The sequence below is a fragment of the Ignavibacteriota bacterium genome (genome assembly GCA_019637995.1).
Taxonomy (GTDB): domain Bacteria; phylum Bacteroidota; class Ignavibacteria; order Kapaibacteriales; family UBA2268; genus JANJTB01.
Window position 1 is genome coordinate 1,376,468 of record JAHBUQ010000002.1, and the last position, 19,358, is coordinate 1,395,825.

At 32.4% G+C, this 19,358-nt stretch carries 15 protein-coding genes; 5 read left to right on the top strand and 10 right to left on the bottom strand.

The genetic code is table 11. From position 1 onward, the window contains the following. Nucleotides 1-62: 62 nt before the first annotated feature. The 7 genes from KF896_11810 to KF896_11840 form a co-directional block, all read right to left on the bottom strand. Entirely contained in the window at nt 63-860 is a 798-nt protein-coding gene (locus KF896_11810; protein ID MBX3044394.1) for a hypothetical protein, read from the bottom strand. 44 nt (nt 861-904) lie between these two features. Then, nucleotides 905-2,371, bottom strand: a complete 1,467-nt coding sequence (locus KF896_11815) for a TlpA family protein disulfide reductase (GenBank protein ID MBX3044395.1) — start codon at nt 2,369-2,371, stop codon at nt 905-907. An 85-nt stretch (nt 2,372-2,456) separates the two neighbouring features. Further along, nucleotides 2,457-2,954 (bottom strand): hypothetical protein, encoded by a 498-nt coding sequence (locus KF896_11820; GenBank protein ID MBX3044396.1) that lies wholly within the window; start codon nt 2,952-2,954, stop codon nt 2,457-2,459. 12 nt (nt 2,955-2,966) lie between these two features. Continuing rightward, the gene (locus KF896_11825) at nt 2,967-3,389 is read right to left on the bottom strand and encodes a hypothetical protein (protein ID MBX3044397.1); all 423 of its coding nucleotides are present in this window, start codon (nt 3,387-3,389) and stop codon (nt 2,967-2,969) included. A 568-nt stretch (nt 3,390-3,957) separates the two neighbouring features. Further along, complete coding sequence (locus tag KF896_11830) at nt 3,958-5,961, bottom strand: TonB-dependent receptor (protein ID MBX3044398.1); 2,004 nt, start codon at nt 5,959-5,961, stop codon at nt 3,958-3,960. A 123-nt stretch (nt 5,962-6,084) separates the two neighbouring features. After that, complete coding sequence (locus tag KF896_11835; GenBank protein ID MBX3044399.1) at nt 6,085-6,516, bottom strand: hypothetical protein; 432 nt, start codon at nt 6,514-6,516, stop codon at nt 6,085-6,087. 266 nt (nt 6,517-6,782) lie between these two features. Further along, a complete protein-coding gene (locus KF896_11840; protein MBX3044400.1) occupies nt 6,783-10,121 on the bottom strand; it encodes a PAS domain S-box protein in 3,339 nt (1,112 codons plus the stop codon). 192 nt (nt 10,122-10,313) lie between these two features. Between KF896_11840 and uvrB the strand changes: the two genes are divergently transcribed. Next, on the top strand, nt 10,314-12,353 hold the full coding sequence (uvrB, locus tag KF896_11845; GenBank protein ID MBX3044401.1) for an excinuclease ABC subunit UvrB: 2,040 nt from the start codon (nt 10,314-10,316) through the stop codon (nt 12,351-12,353). Nucleotides 12,354-12,482: 129 nt separating this feature from the next. Here the strand turns inward: uvrB and KF896_11850 are convergent, their stop codons facing one another. From KF896_11850 to KF896_11860, 3 genes are all read right to left on the bottom strand, one after another. Then, complete coding sequence (locus tag KF896_11850) at nt 12,483-13,250, bottom strand: fructose-6-phosphate aldolase (protein ID MBX3044402.1); 768 nt, start codon at nt 13,248-13,250, stop codon at nt 12,483-12,485. A gap of 99 nt (nt 13,251-13,349) precedes the next feature. Continuing rightward, complete coding sequence (locus KF896_11855; GenBank protein MBX3044403.1) at nt 13,350-14,495, bottom strand: T9SS type A sorting domain-containing protein; 1,146 nt, start codon at nt 14,493-14,495, stop codon at nt 13,350-13,352. Between the two features lie 96 nt (nt 14,496-14,591). Next, nucleotides 14,592-14,861 carry an RNA-binding protein gene (locus tag KF896_11860; GenBank protein ID MBX3044404.1) on the bottom strand — a complete coding sequence of 90 codons (270 nt, stop codon included), beginning with the start codon at nt 14,859-14,861 and terminating at the stop codon, nt 14,592-14,594. A 255-nt stretch (nt 14,862-15,116) separates the two neighbouring features. Here KF896_11860 and KF896_11865 point away from each other — a divergent pair, with 255 nt between their 5' ends. The 4 genes from KF896_11865 (at nt 15,117) to KF896_11880 (ending at nt 19,285) form a co-directional block, all read left to right on the top strand. Further along, nucleotides 15,117-15,590: a PH domain-containing protein gene (locus KF896_11865; protein ID MBX3044405.1), complete on the top strand. Its 474-nt coding sequence runs from the start codon at nt 15,117-15,119 to the stop codon at nt 15,588-15,590. Continuing rightward, nucleotides 15,587-17,107, top strand: coding sequence for a PH domain-containing protein (locus tag KF896_11870; GenBank protein ID MBX3044406.1), 1,521 nt, complete (start codon nt 15,587-15,589; stop codon nt 17,105-17,107). The genes KF896_11865 and KF896_11870 overlap by 4 nt, the downstream gene beginning before the upstream one ends. Nucleotides 17,108-17,318: 211 nt before the next feature. After that, entirely contained in the window at nt 17,319-18,536 is a 1,218-nt protein-coding gene (locus KF896_11875) for an NAD(P)/FAD-dependent oxidoreductase (GenBank protein MBX3044407.1), read from the top strand. Between the two features lie 167 nt (nt 18,537-18,703). Continuing rightward, a complete protein-coding gene (locus tag KF896_11880) occupies nt 18,704-19,285 on the top strand; it encodes a hypothetical protein (GenBank protein ID MBX3044408.1) in 582 nt (193 codons plus the stop codon). Nucleotides 19,286-19,358 lie beyond the last annotated feature (73 nt).

Below are 19,358 nucleotides of genomic sequence, written 5' to 3' on the forward strand. Positions count from 1 at the left end.
TCGTCTATTCTTTTAAATTTGTTAAAAAAACTCCACAAATATAAGAATATTATTCAATATAATCAAATTTTTGTTATAAATCCGATTCTAAAACTTTGTTGAATTTGAATTTTTTTCATTTGATTATGGTCATAAAACAGATTCATTCTGATAATTAAACCTAAGTAACCCCATATCATCAAATTTAAATCATTTTCAAATCTTACCAGCCAAATATCAAGGTTCTCAATATCACCAAAAAGTGATAGTTTTGTTGTCAATGTTGCTGACTTGTCAATTCTGTAGCTTAATGTATTATTTATATCAATTCCTGTTTTGCTTTTATACTTCTCTTTTATATGGAATGTTCTTGGGTCATTCGTCAAAGTAGTGTATAAATCTGCTCTGATTTGCATTAAAGATAAACCAATCCTTATATCATTTTTCAGAAGTGAATCCTTTATACTGTAAGCAAGACCAAATGACTGTTGTGTAGTAATAGGATCCCAAAATTTTGCTGTTTTGAACTTTTTTTTATTTGCGATTAACATTGATTCTGTAACCTGTGTTCTGGCGTTTGCTGAAATGTAAGGGTCAATTAATAATCCTGCCGGATATTTAACTACAGATTCACCAAAAACTTCATTATCGGTCGGTAATATATATGACTTATCTAATTTACTGCTTTTATCATATCTTACTCCAATTGCTAATCTTGAATTAATACTTATGTCAAAAACTGAAATATTAAAGACTTCTTTTAAACTATGTATAAGACTCACATCCAGTGTACTTCTTTCTCCGCTCATAAAGTCAGCGTTATAACCCTGTGCAAGACTTACAGATAAATCAGAATTACTCATAACATTTATTTTTGTCATAAAAATAATAATCAGTATATATTTAAAATTTTTAAGTAGCACATTTATTTAACTCCTATCCGCTTTAATTCATCTATTAATTTTGGGCTGTCCGGATAATCGGCTTTAAAATTTATTATTCTGCCTTCTGTATCAAGAATCATAAAATGAGGCAATGAACCGATTTTTAGATCTTTACATAATGGACTAAAAAAATTTCCGGCATATATTAATTGCGTTCCTGTTAAATTGTATTTATTTAAGTTTTTCTTCCATTTATCTAATGTAAGCTTATCAATGGCGATGTTTAATATTTCGAGATTGGTGTTTTGATATTCAGAAATTAATTTTTTCAGTGCATCAAAATTTTGGTGGCAGGAAGAACACCATGAAGCCCAAAAACTTACATAAATAAATTTTCCTTTGTAATCGGAAAAACTGACTTTATTATTTAATGTATCAATGAGTTCATACTCCCCGATTATGTTGTTGGATCTCAATTCTTTTACACGTTCAATACTTTCGAGGAGCTTACTTTTGTAATAATCATAAACCAGGTATTCTGTGTATTTTTTGACAAGATTTTCAAACACCAATACATCTTTCATTGAACGTGAATCTTCAATTTTATCATTCATGTATTTGTATAAAACTCTAGCTCTAAAATTTCCGTTAAATAATTGACTATACTTGTCAAGCTTATAAGTATGAAATTCAACAAAATCCTTAATCATGAATTCATGATAGAAATGAAATTCAATTATATTCAATAACATATAATGATAATTTAACAATATCCCATGGTCAAACAATCTGTCATTAATATCAAAATTATTGATTTTTTCATCACACAGCATTTTATCAACAAATCGTCTAATATCTTCATTCAATTGCTCTTTAACTGTATCTTTATTATAATAATAAGTATAAAAAATAAATCTTGATAAATTTGAGTATTTTGAATAGGTCAAAGTTCCCAGCATAAATCTTTTATCTTGTTCTGATAGATTTTCATCGTTTAAAAATTCCTTTTCAAAAATTGAGTAATTATAATTATACACAGAATCTATTCTTTTCAAATGAGAAGTAAGCATACTATATGATTTACTATCTTCACCTTTATAACTTACTCTCCAAACAAATTTATTATTAAAATAGTCAAATACTTTATTGCTAGTGAATACTATTGAGTCTGAATATGTATCCTCATTTATATTATAAGATATACTTATTACAGCACTATCGGAATTATTCATTAGTAATACAGTTAAATATTCATCATCACTTATGAAAAATTCGTAATACCTCAATCCATCGGTTTTAATCTCAAAGGTTTGTTCTATAATTCCACTTTTCATGCTAAAGCTATCAATAAAAACTCTTTTGTCTATCAAGTGGTCATAATAGGCTACAGATATGCTAGTGTCAAGTTGTATCGCTGAACTATCAAAAATGAAAGTTATTTTAGCACGATTTTCTGAATATAATAAGCTAACGTTAAGTAGAAAGACTAAAATTAATATGTATTTCATCGAGAGTACCTTTATTAATTGGCTGTTCCAAATTATTATGAATTCATTATAAATTTGAAACAGCCTGTTTGAAAATCAAGAATTATTAATATGCTAGAAATCTTTCGACATAGCCCATGCTTCCAGGTGATAACGAACTTTCTGTCGTTTTTTCACAAAAACCTGGTCCTCTTTCACAAGTACAAGAGTCAATGCTACCATTTTCAAAAGTTGTCTTACACTTGCTACAATTAACTCCTTTACAGTATTCTTTAGTAGCATTCATCTCAAATCGTGACATAAAAATATCACCATTACTTTCATACATAGTTGCTATAAAATTAATAGAATTTTCACCATGATATCCAGAAGCAGATAATAAGTAAAAACCATTATTGATTTCAATAGAAACTTCTGTGATAATATCACAACCACCAATTTCTTGAATAATGGCTTGTTTCAAATCTTCAATTGAATGAGTAATGACTAAATTTGAACCTTGAACTTCGCCTATCTTTTTTGCTGGAATTGTCTGACTAAAGATATTTGAAACTCCTAATATAACAATTAAGAGTATACATATAGTTAATCCATACTTTGACATAATACTTTCCTCCTAATTAATATTTAGATAACGTACAACAACAAGGTTATTAGTCTCTGGATTGTGCAATGTTATTTTATGATTGCAAAATTCATGTGCTCTCCCAGAATCACAGTCTGCACACCCATCAGGATTTCCATTTCCATCGAAAATTATTGCACAATTAGGACTATTACATCCATCACAACTTTGAGAAACAGTAACCGCAATAGCACTTATTTGCAATTCTTGTGTTGTAGCATCAAGTTCAAGTTTTACAGCAATTTTATAGCTTGTTAGAGGGTTTTGATTTCCGGCTGCAAGCCAGTAGTTACCATCCATAGTTGTTAAAATTCTTGCGTAAGTAAAAGTCGTACTTTGATTAATGTCATATTCTTTTTGAAGAGCCTGTATTAAATCCTGCTCATTGTGTGTAACTACTCCAACTCCATTCACAACTTCGCCAATTTTTACTTGTGCAAATCCATTAAGCGTTAAACATAAACATGTAAATAGTATAGATATCATAATCTTTTTCATTTTTAAAACTCCGAAATTTGTAAAAAAAAATAAATAATTTGTTTATCTCGAAGAATTTTACTATTTTTGAACATCGAATTTGTTCAATAGCAAAATTCGTAGCAATACGGATTTCAAAAATTGAGAAACCGAAGTATAATCCGAAATTTGCTTCGGTTTTTTTATTCAAACAATCATAAAATTTTTGCCCTCCTACGGCATCAACTTGTTAGTGTCTTATCTTTAAATGTTATGAAAACAGAATTTGTTATCTTTTAAATAAAATTTATTTTTATCAAATTATTTAATTCTACAAACAATTTTGTATAAGGCTCAAATTAACATTTTCGAAAAATAAAATTTCAAATGAATTGTGTTGGTCAATTTTAAAAAGTAAATATTAATGTCTGAGCAGAGCCGAAAGAACTATAATATCCTATAAGAATTCTACCCCACTCAGACTTAATCAACATAATTTACGATATTATTATGCAGTCCCGGACTTCTACATACTTATACCAATGCCGGCAGAGAGCATCCTTCCCGGTTCAGGAAGCCCAAGCTGAGAAAGTCTGTAAGTATCCATCAGATTATTACCTCTTACAAAAACTTCGTAAACTACACCTTGCACAACCGGCAATTTATATGCTAAACGCAGATTAAAAATAGCAGTACCGTCAATTTTTAGAAATTTTGATTGGTCATCAGGATTTCTCTCATACTGAGTTCCAACACCTTCAACTTCTGCCTGAACATTTAATCCAAAATTAAACATATAATTTGCAATAAATCCAAGCAAAAATTCAGGGCGATTATCAATGTAATCCACTTTATTACCGTCCTGCTCACCGCTTGTATTCATATATGTAAAATTTGTTTCGATTGTAGTGTTGCGCATTGGTCTTGCCCTGAAAGTAAAATCTGCTCCTATGATAGTTGCTTTTGCAAAATTCACTCTCATTCTTCTTCTGAGCGGATCTTCAGAGGCAGGAAGCCTTATCTGGTCTATCAAATTATCATAATAATTAGCAAATATAGTAAGCTCGAATTGCATATCAGTAAAAGATTGATTAATTCCAACTTCAGTTAGAATTCCGGTTTCAGGTTTCAAATCAGGATTGACAATAAACCTGTCAAGTGCACCGCTAAATGCTTCTCTCATCGTCGGGAACCTTGTTCGCCTCGATAGATTGGCAAAAGCAACCAAGTCTTCAGTCAGTAAATATTTAACACCGGCAAATACTCCATAATCACTGAAAGTTTTGCCTCTGGCATCTTCAAATACTCCGGCATCACCAGTTGAGATATAGTCAAAAACAGCACCTGTTCTTAAGCTGAATAAATCAGTACTTAGATTGTAGCTCAGCCCGTTTGATACAATATTTTGCGAAAAAAGTGATTCCGGTGTTTCGTTTATTTGTTCACTATGATTTGTCTTGTACCAGTTTGCAGAGTAGCTGAGATTTTGATTGTCTGCAAAATTCCAAACAAGAGCAAGTCGTGCACCACCCGTTCTGTCTTTATCACTTTGATTGGCTGTGATATTGTTATAAAACATATCGCCGTAAGTATCAGTTTTTTGGTTAAAAATATCATACCAAAATGTACTTCTCAGTACAAGTTTATTATTGCCTGTGATATCAAAGAACCCGTTTGATGCAATGATAGTTCTTTCCCATTCGGGAAAACGCCAGAATCTCGCAGCAAACGGCTCTATATGAGTTTCAGCTCCAACTCCCTTCTCACCTGTAATGTGCAATACCGATAAACCAAGTTTAGCCGATTCGTTTAGATAATATTCACCTCTTGCATAGAAACTTGAGAACTCGCGGTCAGTATTATTTCTTAGCGAAGAGTTCAAATCCTGATTCTGCATATCGTCAGTTCTGTTGGCAGATAAAGGAATTCCATCCTGCTTAGTATTGCTGAAGCTTGCAATATAGTTGAATCTATCAAATCTGCCGTCGTGTGTGGCGCTTGCCTGCATTAAGCCGGTTTCACCGAATTGTATACGTGCATTTCCGCCAAACCCTTCAGTTAGTCTTTCTATTGTGCTAATATTTACAGCGCCGCCAAGTACATTAGGACCAAACATTATGGAATTGGCATTTTTGTTGACATCCATTCTGCCGATAATATCAACAGGAAGCATACTTAAATCAAAACGGTTATCCCATGCAACATTAAGCGGTACACCATCAAAGAACAGTCCAAGCTGACGCTCTCCTGCACCCCGAAGGAAAAGCATAGATTCACCCCTTGAATTCGTTCTTACACGCCCTGAGGGGATAAAAAGCTGAAGCTCTGATGCCGAGCGTACATCCGACCGCTGTAAAATATGATAATTTACTGTATTAATATTTGATTTTGCAATTTTATCCTTAGCCAAAACATCTGTAACGCTGATATCACCCAGCTTATATACTCTTATACTGTCATCTTTTGTCTGGCTTTGGGAAATTGTCACCAATAAAAATGTTATTAGAATTATAAATATATATTTTTTCATTGTATTTTTCATTATTAAATTAAAAAATAATCATACTATTTCTCATCAATGATTAATAGAAATAGTAAAAGTTCAGTTCAGTCGCCATTTTGCAAAATTTATGAACTGTAAATAAGATATTATTTAATAAATTGGTTTGGTTTTTGGTGGAGGTAGAATAATATCAATTGGACGTAAAATAATATCATAAATGTTTTGGTGAAATAAGATTCTATTTTCATTTGCTGACAAATTAAAATTAAAAATATTTAGTACAGAATCAAACACAAAAATTTTAATTAGTTTCATAAGACCGGAATATGGCGAGCCCTTCAATCCTGAAACAAATGATGCTACTAATTCTTCTTCTTTCACATCATTGATAACTGTAAAGATAAAGGAATTATCAGTTTCGATAGTTTCGTAGCCGGCAATTAAATCGTACATTCCACCACGATATCTGAATTCTTTGGAATGAATCCATTTGAAGATAGATTGATTGTTGACTTCAGATTTTAGTATTTCAAGCACTTCAATATCTGCAGGGTTAATATCTCTTTTAATTAACCTCTTCATTTCTTTGTGGATTTTGCGCTTGTTAATTATGAAAGAGAAGTTTGGAGCAGACATATCAAAAAGCAGCATTATAAGTATAAATGCCGTGAATACTTTTGCTGCAATATGTCTAAATTCAATAATAAATTTTTAAAAGTTAATTCAAAAAAAAGTATAGACACATCAACAATCAATTTAGTTACAAAATTGTTTGTAATTGTAAAGAAAGTTGATTAAAATACGAAGTCATCTAATAGCTTTAGCTCGGGCTGACAAGAATTAGAAAATTAGGATTTTGCTGCTGATGCTGCAAATTTTAAAGATATGTTATCATGAAAAGTGGTTTCTAAATCATCTAACATTATTTTACAATAATCAATTGATTTGATAATTGCATTAACACTATCTTCAATTGTATCTATGTCGAGTTTCTTTGAAGATTCAATTATCTTGACCGACAAGTCTGAAAATGCTTCTATACCGTAATTATCAGCAAGTGAATTAAATTCTGAAATCACAGAAGTTATATAATCAGAATCAAAAAATTCAGGTAATCCTAAAATTCTTTTGCGCAAACTTCGCTTATAGTCTTCTATAAATTTTATCAATAAATCGTAATCTATTGATTCAACCAAATTTTTCGCAATCAATATGTTGACATCAGTATCACTGAGTTCGTTACTGATAACATGCTTGCTATGTGGCAGGAAATGAGCTAAACACTTAAGAAGTTCATCTTTTGAAACAGGTTTATTCAAAATATAATCAAATGAAGTTTTAAAATTATTATCGGCAACTACGACAGGTGATTTAGTTATTGCAACAACAGGAATTGAATTGTATGAATTGTTGCTTCTAATTAATTTCAAGTTTTCATATCTATCATGCTCAGTTATTCCGGTATCCATCAATACCAAATCAATCTTTGATTCTGTAATAAATTCAATAACTTCGCTTAGCTTGCAAGTCTCAACTACATCAATACCATAAGACTGCATATATGATTTAATAAGCTCACGGTTCTGCACAACATCATCAACTATGAGAATTGCACAATCATCAAATTCATATTGATATTTAATTGAACTATTTGAATATGCAAGATTTTCGTTAGAAACCTTGATTTTCTTGAAATCAAGTTGGAACTTAGTACAATTCTCTGGTGTGTTTTCAATGTGTATTTTACCACCTAACAAATCAACAAGTCTTTTTGTGATGACAAGCCCTAATCCTGTTCTATCAAAATTGAAGTCATTTCGGCTGTCAATCTGTGTGTCAACCTGTCTGAATGAGTTGAAAATCACACCATTTGAATTCCTATCTTTACCTTCCCCGGTATATTTAATTGTAAATGAAGCATCTATAATACTATGTCCAAGCCCGTAAGTAATATCCGCAAAAATATCAATATTCCCTGAATCAGAAAAATTTATGGCATTCCCGACGATATTTAGCAGAATTTGCTTTAGCCGTTCATCATCAAACAAAATTACTTCAGGAAACCCTTCCTGAACCTGAATATTTAATGTAATATTTTTTCTATTAGTCTTTTGCGAAACTATTTGTTTTATCTCATCAAGCAATAATCTCACAGACATCGGGTTGGGTTTTACAGCCAGAATTCCTGTTTCAATTTCGGATAAATCCGAAATATCATTAATCAAAGATATTATACTTTTAGAATTTTTATTTATAGTATCTGCATATTTTGAGATATTTTCATCAGAATTAATCAATAGCAGCATCTCTGAATATTCCGAAATTGTTTTCATCGGCTTGAGGATTTCATTGCTCAAACTTGCAAGGAGTTCCGATTTGGCTTTGTTGTCATTTTCTGCAATATTCTTTTGTCTTATTAATTCCTTCTCGTATTCATTTCGTATAATACATCCGGCAAAAATATCTCCTGTAAGTTTGAGAAGAGTTATAGTTTCATCATCCCAGTTCTTAAAAGATCTGACGGAATCAAAACCGATAAATCCGATTACATTGTCATTGTAATTCATAGGTGATGCAATAAGCGATCTGATTCCACGAGTTTCTAACATCTCCTTTTCGACTGAATACTCTTTGCTTATACTAAGTACAGAAGGTATATAAACATACTCATTATTGTTGAATTTTTCTATCCATTGAGGAATTAAATCAAGAGAAATTCCCTGTAGGTTTTTCATTTCAGGAGCAACTCCATGAGCACACCATTCATAAATATTATCGCAGGTATAATCTTCATCATTGAATTTAAATATATATACTCTGTCAACCTTATTAAATATTCCCAATTGAGCAAGAGACATATTAATAATTTTGCCTGTATCAGACTGGCTGGACTGGGAAAGGTCCGAAGAAATGCCATTAATTAAAATGTGCAACGAATTAAGATCTTCAAGTTTATTTTCAGCAGCTTTTTGCTTATCAATATTCCGTATCAAAGCTATAACCTGATTATCATCAAGACGGCTGATTCTCGCTTCAAAGTATTTTACAATATGATTTGATGCAAAATTGTACTCAAAGGAAATCATTTTTCCTTTTTTTAAAGCCTTATAAATATTTGCTTTAAACTCATCAGCCAATTCTACAGGGAAAAGCTCTGACAAATTTCTGTTTATAAAATCTTCAGGCTCAAATAATAATTTTGTTTTATCGGCAATATTATAATCACTAATTACTCCGGATTTATGGATTATTAAAAATAAATCGGGTATAGCTTTAAGTAAAGCTGAATTTCTATCCTGAATCTCTTTCAGACGGCTGAGAGTTTGGTTTTTCTCATTTAAATCTTTAAGAATTCCGGCAATACCGATGAAATTATTTTTACTGTCAAAGATAGAATATGTTATAATTTCTATATATGACAATATTCCTGTGCGGCTAATTATTCTGGAATCAAACTTACACGTACTAATAATACCTTCATTTAACTCATTAAATCTTTCAATGCTGACTTTCCTGTCATCCGGAAATATAAAATCAAGAAAAAATTCACCCAATGATTCTTGTACGCTGTATCCGGAAATTTTTTCCCATGCTGGATTTAGATATACCCACCTTCCATCTGCATCTGTCCTGAAAATTACATCCTTAGTATTATTAAGAATAAAACCATAACTTAAGTTGCTATCATTTGAAATATTTACTACATCCGAAGAATTCAAATCATCGGCTAATAGAGCTATTCCATTAATAACTTGTAGATTACTTTCCTCAGTCAGATATAATTTTTCTATAAGTGTGTTCAGTGAACCATCAGGTAAAACAACACGCCTTTTAAGTTGAACTTGACCGTTTGTCTTAAGTAAATTGAATATATGATTTTGATATTCGTAATCTTCAAAGAAAACAATTTCTTTCCATAAATCAGGGTTTTCTGAAAAATCTTCAGGAGCTCTGCCATAAATGAATTTGGTTGAATTACTAATGCTTATTAAACTAAAATCATCTGCCCGCAATTTAAAAAAAACTTCTTCGTGAAATGGGCTAATATTTATTAAATTTTTGTTAATTACAATTTTGTTTACAGACTTTTCTTTTATCCTCTGTCCGATCAAAGTATCCGAATGCAATAAGATATTCTGACTGTATAAGTCATCGGGGTATATCGTTATATTCGGTCTTGGTATCATTATCAATTTTATAAAATATAAATATTCATACTACAAAAATAATAAATCATATTACTAAAAAGTATAAGTAAAAATACTGAAAGTGCTTATATTTATTTCTTTAACTTTCCCATTTTTTAAAAAACTTATATATTTGTTATAATCGTCTATTAAAAGTTGAACATTTTTATTTATATTTAGACCTCTGATTTTATGGATAATAAATTTAAATTGGTATCATCTTATAAACCTGCAGGAGACCAGCCAAGAGCAATATCTGAGCTTGTGGAAGGAGTTAGACGCGGCGACACTTTTCAAACACTTCTGGGTGTTACCGGAAGTGGCAAGACCTTTACTGTCTCAAATTTGATTCAAGAAGTACAAAGACCTGCACTAATAATTTCTCCGAATAAAACACTTGCTGCGCAGCTTTATGCTGAATTTAAAACTTTTTTCCCGGAAAACAGAGTAGAATTTTTTATTTCATACTACGATTATTACCAGCCTGAAGCTTACATTGTAAAGTCTGACACTTATATCGAAAAGGACTTTTCGATAAATGACGAAATTGACAGGTTGAGACTGAGAGCTACTTCAGCACTTGTCGAAGGAAGACGTGATGTTATTATTGTAGCCTCGGTAAGTTGTATATATTCAATCGGAAAAAAAGAAGATTTTGCATCCTTTCTTTTTCCTTTGAACGTAAGTATGAAAATATCGCGTCAGCAAATTTTATACAGATTACTCGATATGCACTATGAGCGAAATGATTATGAGTTCAAGCGTGGTACATTTCGAGTCCGTGGAGATGTTATTGATGTTATACCGGCTTATGAAGATAAAACCGGAATCAGGATTGAGCTATTTGGTGATGAGATTGATAAGATTTCGATAATTGATGCATTATCAGGAAATACAATTGAAATAGTAAAAGAAGCAATGATTCACCCCGCAAAACTATTTGTAACTCCTGAAGACCGCCTTCAGAATGCTATGAAAGATATTAAAGATGAACTTGTAGAACGGCTCAAAGTACTGAGAGCCGAGGATAAACTTCTTGAAGCTCAAAGACTAGAGCAGAGAACCCTTTTTGACCTAGAAATGATGAAAGAAGTCGGCTATTGCTCGGGGGTTGAAAATTATTCTATGCATCTGACCGGTAGAACTTACGGGGACAGACCACACTGCATTTTTGACTTTTTCCCGGAGGATTATTTGCTTATAGTTGATGAAAGTCACGCAACAATACCACAAGTAAGAGCTATGTATAATGGCGATCGCTCGCGTAAGACTAGTCTTGTTGAGCATGGTTTCCGGTTGCCTTCAGCACTTGAAAACAGACCACTGAAGTTTGAAGAATTTGAATCATTATCAAACCAGACAATTTTTGTCAGCGCTACTCCCGGACCTTATGAGCTTGAAAAATGCGAAGGAGTCGTAGTCGAACAGGTTATCAGACCTACCGGACTTCTTGACCCGTTAATCAGTGTCAGACCAATTAAAAGCCAGATTGATGATTTGCTGAATGAGATAAGAATAAGAATTGTCAAAAAGCAGCGAGTTCTTGTTACTACACTAACAAAAAGAATGGCTGAGGATTTATCTGACTATCTGAGCAATCTGAATATCAAAGTTGCATATATACATTCCGATGTAGATTCGCTCGAAAGAGTTGAAATTATTCGCGATTTGCGAATTGGAGAATATGATGTACTTGTTGGTGTAAATCTACTCAGGGAAGGGCTTGACCTGCCCGAAGTATCACTTGTTGCAATACTTGATGCCGATAAGGAAGGTTTCCTCAGGAGCGAACGTTCGCTTCTGCAGATTGCCGGACGAACAGCAAGAAATATCGAAGGTTTAGTGATACTTTATGCCGATAGAATCACAAATTCGATGAATGTTCTGATTAGCGAAACAAACCGTAGACGCATAATTCAACAAAAATATAATGAAGAAAACGGTATTAATCCCCAAACAGTATATAAATCAATAGAAGAGATACTAAGCTCAACTTCAATTGCCGATGTAAATCCTTCGATGAGCAGAAGAAAGTCTGAATCTAAGGTTTACGGAACTCTTGCCGCAGAACCTGTGATTGAATATATGAATAAAGAACAATTGAAAGATTTAACAGAACAGATGTTTATAGAAATGAAAAATGCTGCAAGAGATTTAGATTTCGAGCGTGCTGCTGAACTAAGAGATGAAATTGGCAAACTGAGAGAAAAATTAGAAAAAATGTCAGCCTGATTTTAAGAATTGGAATAGCTTTGACAATTGATAATATTATTAAGGTATAGAAAAGTATAAAAAGCCCCGTAATAATTTGCGGGGCTTTTATTTTTAGTAATATATCTAACCAAAAGTCAGGATATTAAATTATTTTGCCTGAGTTTGTGGTTTTCTACCGGAAGCTCCTCTGCGATTGTTCTTTGGCGCAGGTTTAGTTAAATTTGGCTTTTCAGCAGGTTTGGTTAAAGCACCAATTTTATTGATTTCAGCCTGCAATTTAGCATAATCATCAAGAAATGTCTTAAGTCCGCTGTCAGTTAGAGGATGTTTTAGCGATTGCATCAGCACATTGTATGGAACTGTAGCAATATGAGCACCTGCCAAAGCTGATTGAGTAAGGTGTATTGGAGTTCGGATTGATGCTGCAATTATTTCAGAGTCATAACCCTGCACATCCCAAATCTCACAAATATCTTCAAGAACTCTGCTACTTTCCTGAGAGATGTCATCAAGCCTGCCCATAAATATAGAAACATAAGTAGCACCGGCATTCTGAGCGGCAATTGCCTGATTGGCACTGAATATAAGTGTTACATTTGTAGGAACACCCTGATCAGACAATTTACGTACAGCGGCAAGCCCTGCAGGAATTATCGGAATTTTGATAGTTGCATCCGGGAACCAACTAAGAATTTGGTCGGCTTCTTTAAGCATTCCATCCGTTTCTGTTGAGATTACTTCCACAGATAGATGCCCGCCAACCAAATCGTAAATTTCAAGAATTCTTTTCTTAATATCAACATTTGGGTCTTCTTTAGCAAGAAGTGAGGGATTAGTTGTTATTCCACTTAAAATTCCGAGTGATGCAGCATGGCGGATATGTTCGAGATTAGCTGAGTCGAGATACAGTTCCATAATTTCTCCAAAAAAAATATTCAATAATTAAAATACAAAAATAAGTGATTTTATTCATCTTAACAACTTATTTTAATTTTAAATAATAACGAAAAGTTTTTACTTTTTTACAAATTTGATTATTTTGTCATTGATTTTGATAAAATACAATCCGCGATTCAGCTTGCTAACATCAATTGTTGTTTGATTTGTTTCAATTAATTTTTGACCGAAAATGTCGTAAATCTGCAGTTTTTCTATTCTGTCTTTATTCAATATATTTATTAAATCATCAGCCGGATTTGGGAAAATTGAAATTTCATCCTGATAATTTCTGATTTTAAAATTTGAAGTATTTTTCAAACAGGAATGAGGGTAATTATTTGCAACATCCCATGCGATTTTCTGAAAAGCAAGTGCTTGCTCAATAGATGGTGGCAAATAAGATAAACCCCACATATTATTAAGCTGATTGGTCAGTCCTTCAGGCGAAACACCGTGAATCATAGAAAAATGAACACAGGCAACAAAATACTTACCTATGTCATTTAAATGTATGTCATCAGAGAATAAATCATTTATACTGTTTATACCAGTAATGGCACCCGCTTGAATTGAATCATGAAGAACAGCAAGCGCCTGACCCGCAGGAATCAAACAAACAGGCTTATTCGGTGAATAACGATTGTTCAGGGTATCAACAACACTTTCCCACATTTCGAGGTCATCACTCAGGCGATTTCTCCATGGTGATGACGGAATGTCATAATTGCAACCGGTTGGATCTCCGCTTTTGATGCAGTGCCAGACTTCGTATAGAAAAATTTGAATATTGGGATTATAATTATTTGCAAAAACAAAAAAACTGTCTGCATACTGATATGTGTCATCAATGATAGAATTATAGCGTGGTACTGATTCGGTTAGAACAAGGACATCAAAATTTCCACTTCGAAGTCCATATTCAGGATGATAAAAACCGCTGTAGAAAGGGTTAATAACCTGATAATCATTTCTGTCTTTTGCCTGCCAGTTCCATCTTAGCGGAGAGCCCGGAATAGTTTGATATCTGAACATAAAATTTGACTCGGGATAGTTCAGCGATAGGGAATTGACCATATCAATTACACCATCGCTCAAACTATGACCAATATAGAAAGCATTAATATTATTCTGGCTTTTTGTTATATTGGATGAAAATATCATTAATACTGTTACTAACAATAACAGATTGTTTATTTTCTGATTGTATTGATTTAATTTCATATTCTTCTCAAATGAAAAAAATTACTAAAAAAAAAAGCGGTTTAAAAATAAAAAACCGCCTTAGTGTTAGTTTTGGGAAATTTGCGGGGAAAAAAATCAGCGACGATAAGATCTGGTTTCAGATTCTTCACGTTCGCGGGCTTCGTTGACTTTGATATTTCTGCCATCGAATTCTTTGTCGTTTAATTCTCTGATGGCGACTTCGCCTTCTGAGTTATCCATTTCAACGAATCCAAATCCTTTGCGTCTGCCTGTTTGTCTGTCAGAGATCAATTTTACTGAGTGAACCGCTCCATATTGGCCAAATAATTGAGAAAGCGACTCTTCTGTTGTCTTAAAATTCAAGTTACCTACGTAGATATTCATACCAAAAAACCTTTAGAAAAAAAATAAAACATAAAACAAAATATTAATACATTATGAGAAAATCAGCTAAAATTTCCCAAAACATAAAACTAACAACTCTAAAATATAACTTTTTATTCAACTAACAAAAGAATTTTCAACAATTTATGAAAAAATATCATTTTTTTTTATAAATTATTGTATTTTTGATGAAAAATAATAATTTCTTACATAAAAATACGTTAATTGGGAATTTGAATTAACTGAGAAATTATAATGTATAGTTTAGACCCGGCGATAAAAATTATTTGGGGTGTAGTAATATTTATACAGTTTATGTTTTATTCGGCAGTTGCAATATTTTTAGAATTCTTTGTAATCCCGGGCAATCTTTCTGATTGGATTATACCAAAAGGAATGATTGCACTTGGTTTCTTTTCCCTTGGATTAATATTAACATTTATAATACCTGTACTAAGATTTAAATATTGGAAATTTGAAGTAAGGGATGAAGAAATTTACCTCGAAAGAGGTATTCTTACAAGAATAAAAACAGTCGCTCCTTACCGCAGAATTCAGCACACAGATGTTCAGCAGAGTATTCTGGAGCGTATGTCCCATCTTGGTAAGCTTGTAATCTACACAGCTGGCACCCGTGGAGCAGATGTAATACTGCCCGGGCTACCTATTGAGTATGCCGAAGACCTGAGAGATAAACTCAGAAATATTACGATTGAGGATGCTGTATGACAAATGTCTATGAGGACTATAATCAATTTCGCCGGCTTCATCCTCTGACACTGCTTTACGGATTAATAAGGAACTCACCGTATATTGCTATTACTTTATACCTCGGTTTAGTTCAGCGGCAGACTGAAGAAATTATTTATATACTGCTTTTTATTGTGATGGGTATGATTATTATTCCAGGACAAATTTTAAGGTGGTATTATTTTAGTTTTATGATTACAGAAAAAGAGATTACTATTAAGTCCGGCATTTTATCCCGTAAGCAAAGAGTAATTCCGATTGAAAGAGTGCAAAATGTTAATGTAAAACAGGATATTCTTCAGAGATTATTCGGTATTGCAAAAGTACAAATTGAAACCGCAGGCGATATATCGGCTGAAGGCTCACTTGAATTTGTCAAACTGCAGGATGCTGATGAAATCAACCGCATTATCAGGGTTTACCAAAAAAGAATTTTAACTGATGATACAAAGCCTGTTGACACTTACGAAATAATCGGCAAGAGCAAATCTGAAACATACAACTCAACTGAGAGCGGCGAAGAACTATTCAGAATGACAAACAAAGATGTTATTACTTATGGAATGGTAAGGCTTAGACCTTTATTTCTGGTTTACGGAATATGGGCAATGTCATTTATTACACAATTCAAGTATCTCAACGACCTTGTTTTTGGATACATTGATGAAACAATAGAATCATTTGGTGACCTGCCAACAGAATATATGGTAGGACTTGCATTAGCTTTTCTGCTCTTTTCAGTATTAATTTCGTGGATAGTAGATATTATCTGGACTTTTGCACAATTCTACGGTTTCAAACTCGTTCGCGATGGTAATAAGCTCTTTGAATCCTATGGACTTTTGTCAAAAGTATCAGCAACAATTCCTCTTAAAAAGTTACAGCAAATTACAATTAGTACAAATCCTGTAAAGAAAAAATTCAATTTCTATACTATGGCTTTGCAAACTGCCGGATTTGACATTTATAAGAAAATTACACAATCAGGTGTACCGCTTGCAAAAAAAGAAGTACTGATGGAGATTGCAAAAAAGATTTATCCTGTCTTAATACCTGATGAATTTAAAAGTATATCGCGAAAAGCTATCAGACGAGCTTTTGTCAGATATTTGATTTTGATGATTTTGCCATCTGTCGCGATTTATTATGCTTTTGGTTGGTATGTACTCATTGGTCTTATACTTATTCCTGCTTTTTATTATGCGGCGTTGCTCAGGTGGCAGTATCGCGGATATTACATATCGGACGACCTGGTTTTTGTAAAGCAGGGTTTTTGGAATCAGAAGCTGAATATTATTCCAATTGAAAAAATTCAGACTTTGCACCTGACTTCCACGTTTTTCCAAAGGCGACTCGGGCTTTCCTCTGTTCTTGTTGATACAGCTTCATCATTCAATATCAGCGATGCAAAGATTCCCGATATTGACAGCGAAGATGCTGAATTAATATTAGAAGAGCTGAACAGGGCATTTATTGAATCAGGAAGAAAGAAATAAAATCATAACATTAGCAAAAAAACCACAGTTTGCCGGTTAATCGAAAGTATTAGCAAGTTAGAATACGTTTTTTGAATAAATTCATGAAATTTTGTATAAATTATATATTGCAAAGGCAACTAAAACTATTATCTATTTAAACTGACTAAATATAATTACATTTCGTTTTGTGATTTAATTTAATACAATTTCAAAAGGTCAGAACTAAAGAATGAAGGTAGCTGTTATAGGTGGTGGTGCAGCCGGTTTTTTTGCGGCAATTAATACCAAAGAGAATTTTCCTGATTCAGAGCTAATAATATTTGAAAAGTCATATAAGGTTTTAGCAAAGTTAAGAATTTCGGGTGGCGGTAGATGTAATGTTACCAATAATTGTAAGACAATTGATGAGTTATGCGCCGGATACCCCAGAGGAGGAAGGAAATTAAAAGGAAATTTTTTCACTTTCAGCAATCAAGATACTATTAAGTGGTTTAAAAATAGGGGAGTAGCCACATATCCCCAAGATGATAATCGCGTCTTTCCTGTTTCGAATGATTCGGAAACAATCATAAATTGCTTAATGAATGAATGTACAAGATTGGGCATCAAAATCAAAACCGGTTACAGGGTGAACTCTGTTAATGTATTAAATGATAGTCGTTTAGAGGTAATTTTTAACGATAATGGACAATCATTTATTTTTGATAAAGTAATAGTTGCAACAGGTGGAGCATCTAAAGATAGCAGCTTAGACTGGCTTGAAAAATTAAATCACAAGATTGAAAAACCAATACCATCATTATTTACTTTTAAAATTCCTAATGATAATATCGTCAAGTTAATGGGATTATCCGTTGAAAATACAAAAGTAAGTATACAAAGTACAAATCTTCAGCAATCAGGATCGCTTCTGATAACTCATTGGGGATTCAGTGGTCCGGCAGTTTTGAAGTTGTCAGCATTTGGTGCAAGGATTATCCAAGAAATGAATTATCAGATTAAAATTAATGTGAACTGGATAAATGAGAACAGTTATGATTATGCTAAAGATCAATTTCTTGAATTATTGGCAGATAATATCAATAAGCAAATTATTAACCTTCGACCTTTTTCAATACCATCAAGGTTATGGCATTATTTAGTTGCTAAAAATGATATAAGTCAATCTAAAACTTGCAGGGAATTAAGTAAAAAAGAGCTTAATAGAATTGTAAATGTTCTGACTAACGATGAATATACTGTTAGAGGGAGAACTACTTTTCGTGAGGAATTTGTTACTTGCGGAGGTGTTAGTCTGGAATCAGTAAATTTAAAAACTATGCAAAGCAAGAAAGTTAAAAATCTGTATTTTGCAGGGGAAGTTCTTGATATTGATGGAATTACAGGCGGGTATAATTTCCAGAATGCATGGACAAGCGGCTTCATTGCTGCAAAACTGGCTGATTGAATTTTAAAAATTCTTATAAACAAAATTTTCAGATATTAACTTTGTAATTCATTATTTCGTATTTTTGTGATTCATTTATTGAGTGGATGTAGATAAGTGATAAGTAATAAAATAATTACGATTATGTATAAGCATAGGTTTCCAGTAATTTAAAAGGACTATAATAGATGAAAAAAAAAGATAAAATTGAACGATATGACAAAATGCTACAAAAGCATATTGACAATAAAGACTGTGTCAAAATATACAGAACTTTTCAAGATACAGAAAAAAACATCTCAGGATTTATCTTGTCTATGACCAAGGATTATTTACTTGTACAGTTAGACTATGACTTTACTCTTAATGGTTATTCTATAATTAGAAAAGACCAATTTGAAAGTTTAAGATGTAATAAGGATGATAAAATAAAAAAACGAATTTTCCAAGCAGAAGGCATCATTGACAGATTATATGGCTTAGACAAATCTATACCTTTAACGAATTGGCAAGACATTTTCACCGGTTTAAAAAAGCTTGATTATCATATAATTGTTGAATGTGAGAATAAGCGAAAACCAAAGTTTCTAATAGGACCAATTCAACAAGTTACAAAAAGTAAGATTAGTATTTGGAATTATGATCCTTCCGGGAAATTGGATTTGAAATATACAACAATCAAATTCGATGACATTACAATTGTTACATTTGGAGACAACTATTCAACTACATTCAGAAAATACTTGAAATCTGCAAATAAAAAAGAATAATTACCGCCAACTATAGATTTAATTAATGGCAGTTTTGGAACTTAAATGAAGTGTTGTTTTTAATATCAAATTT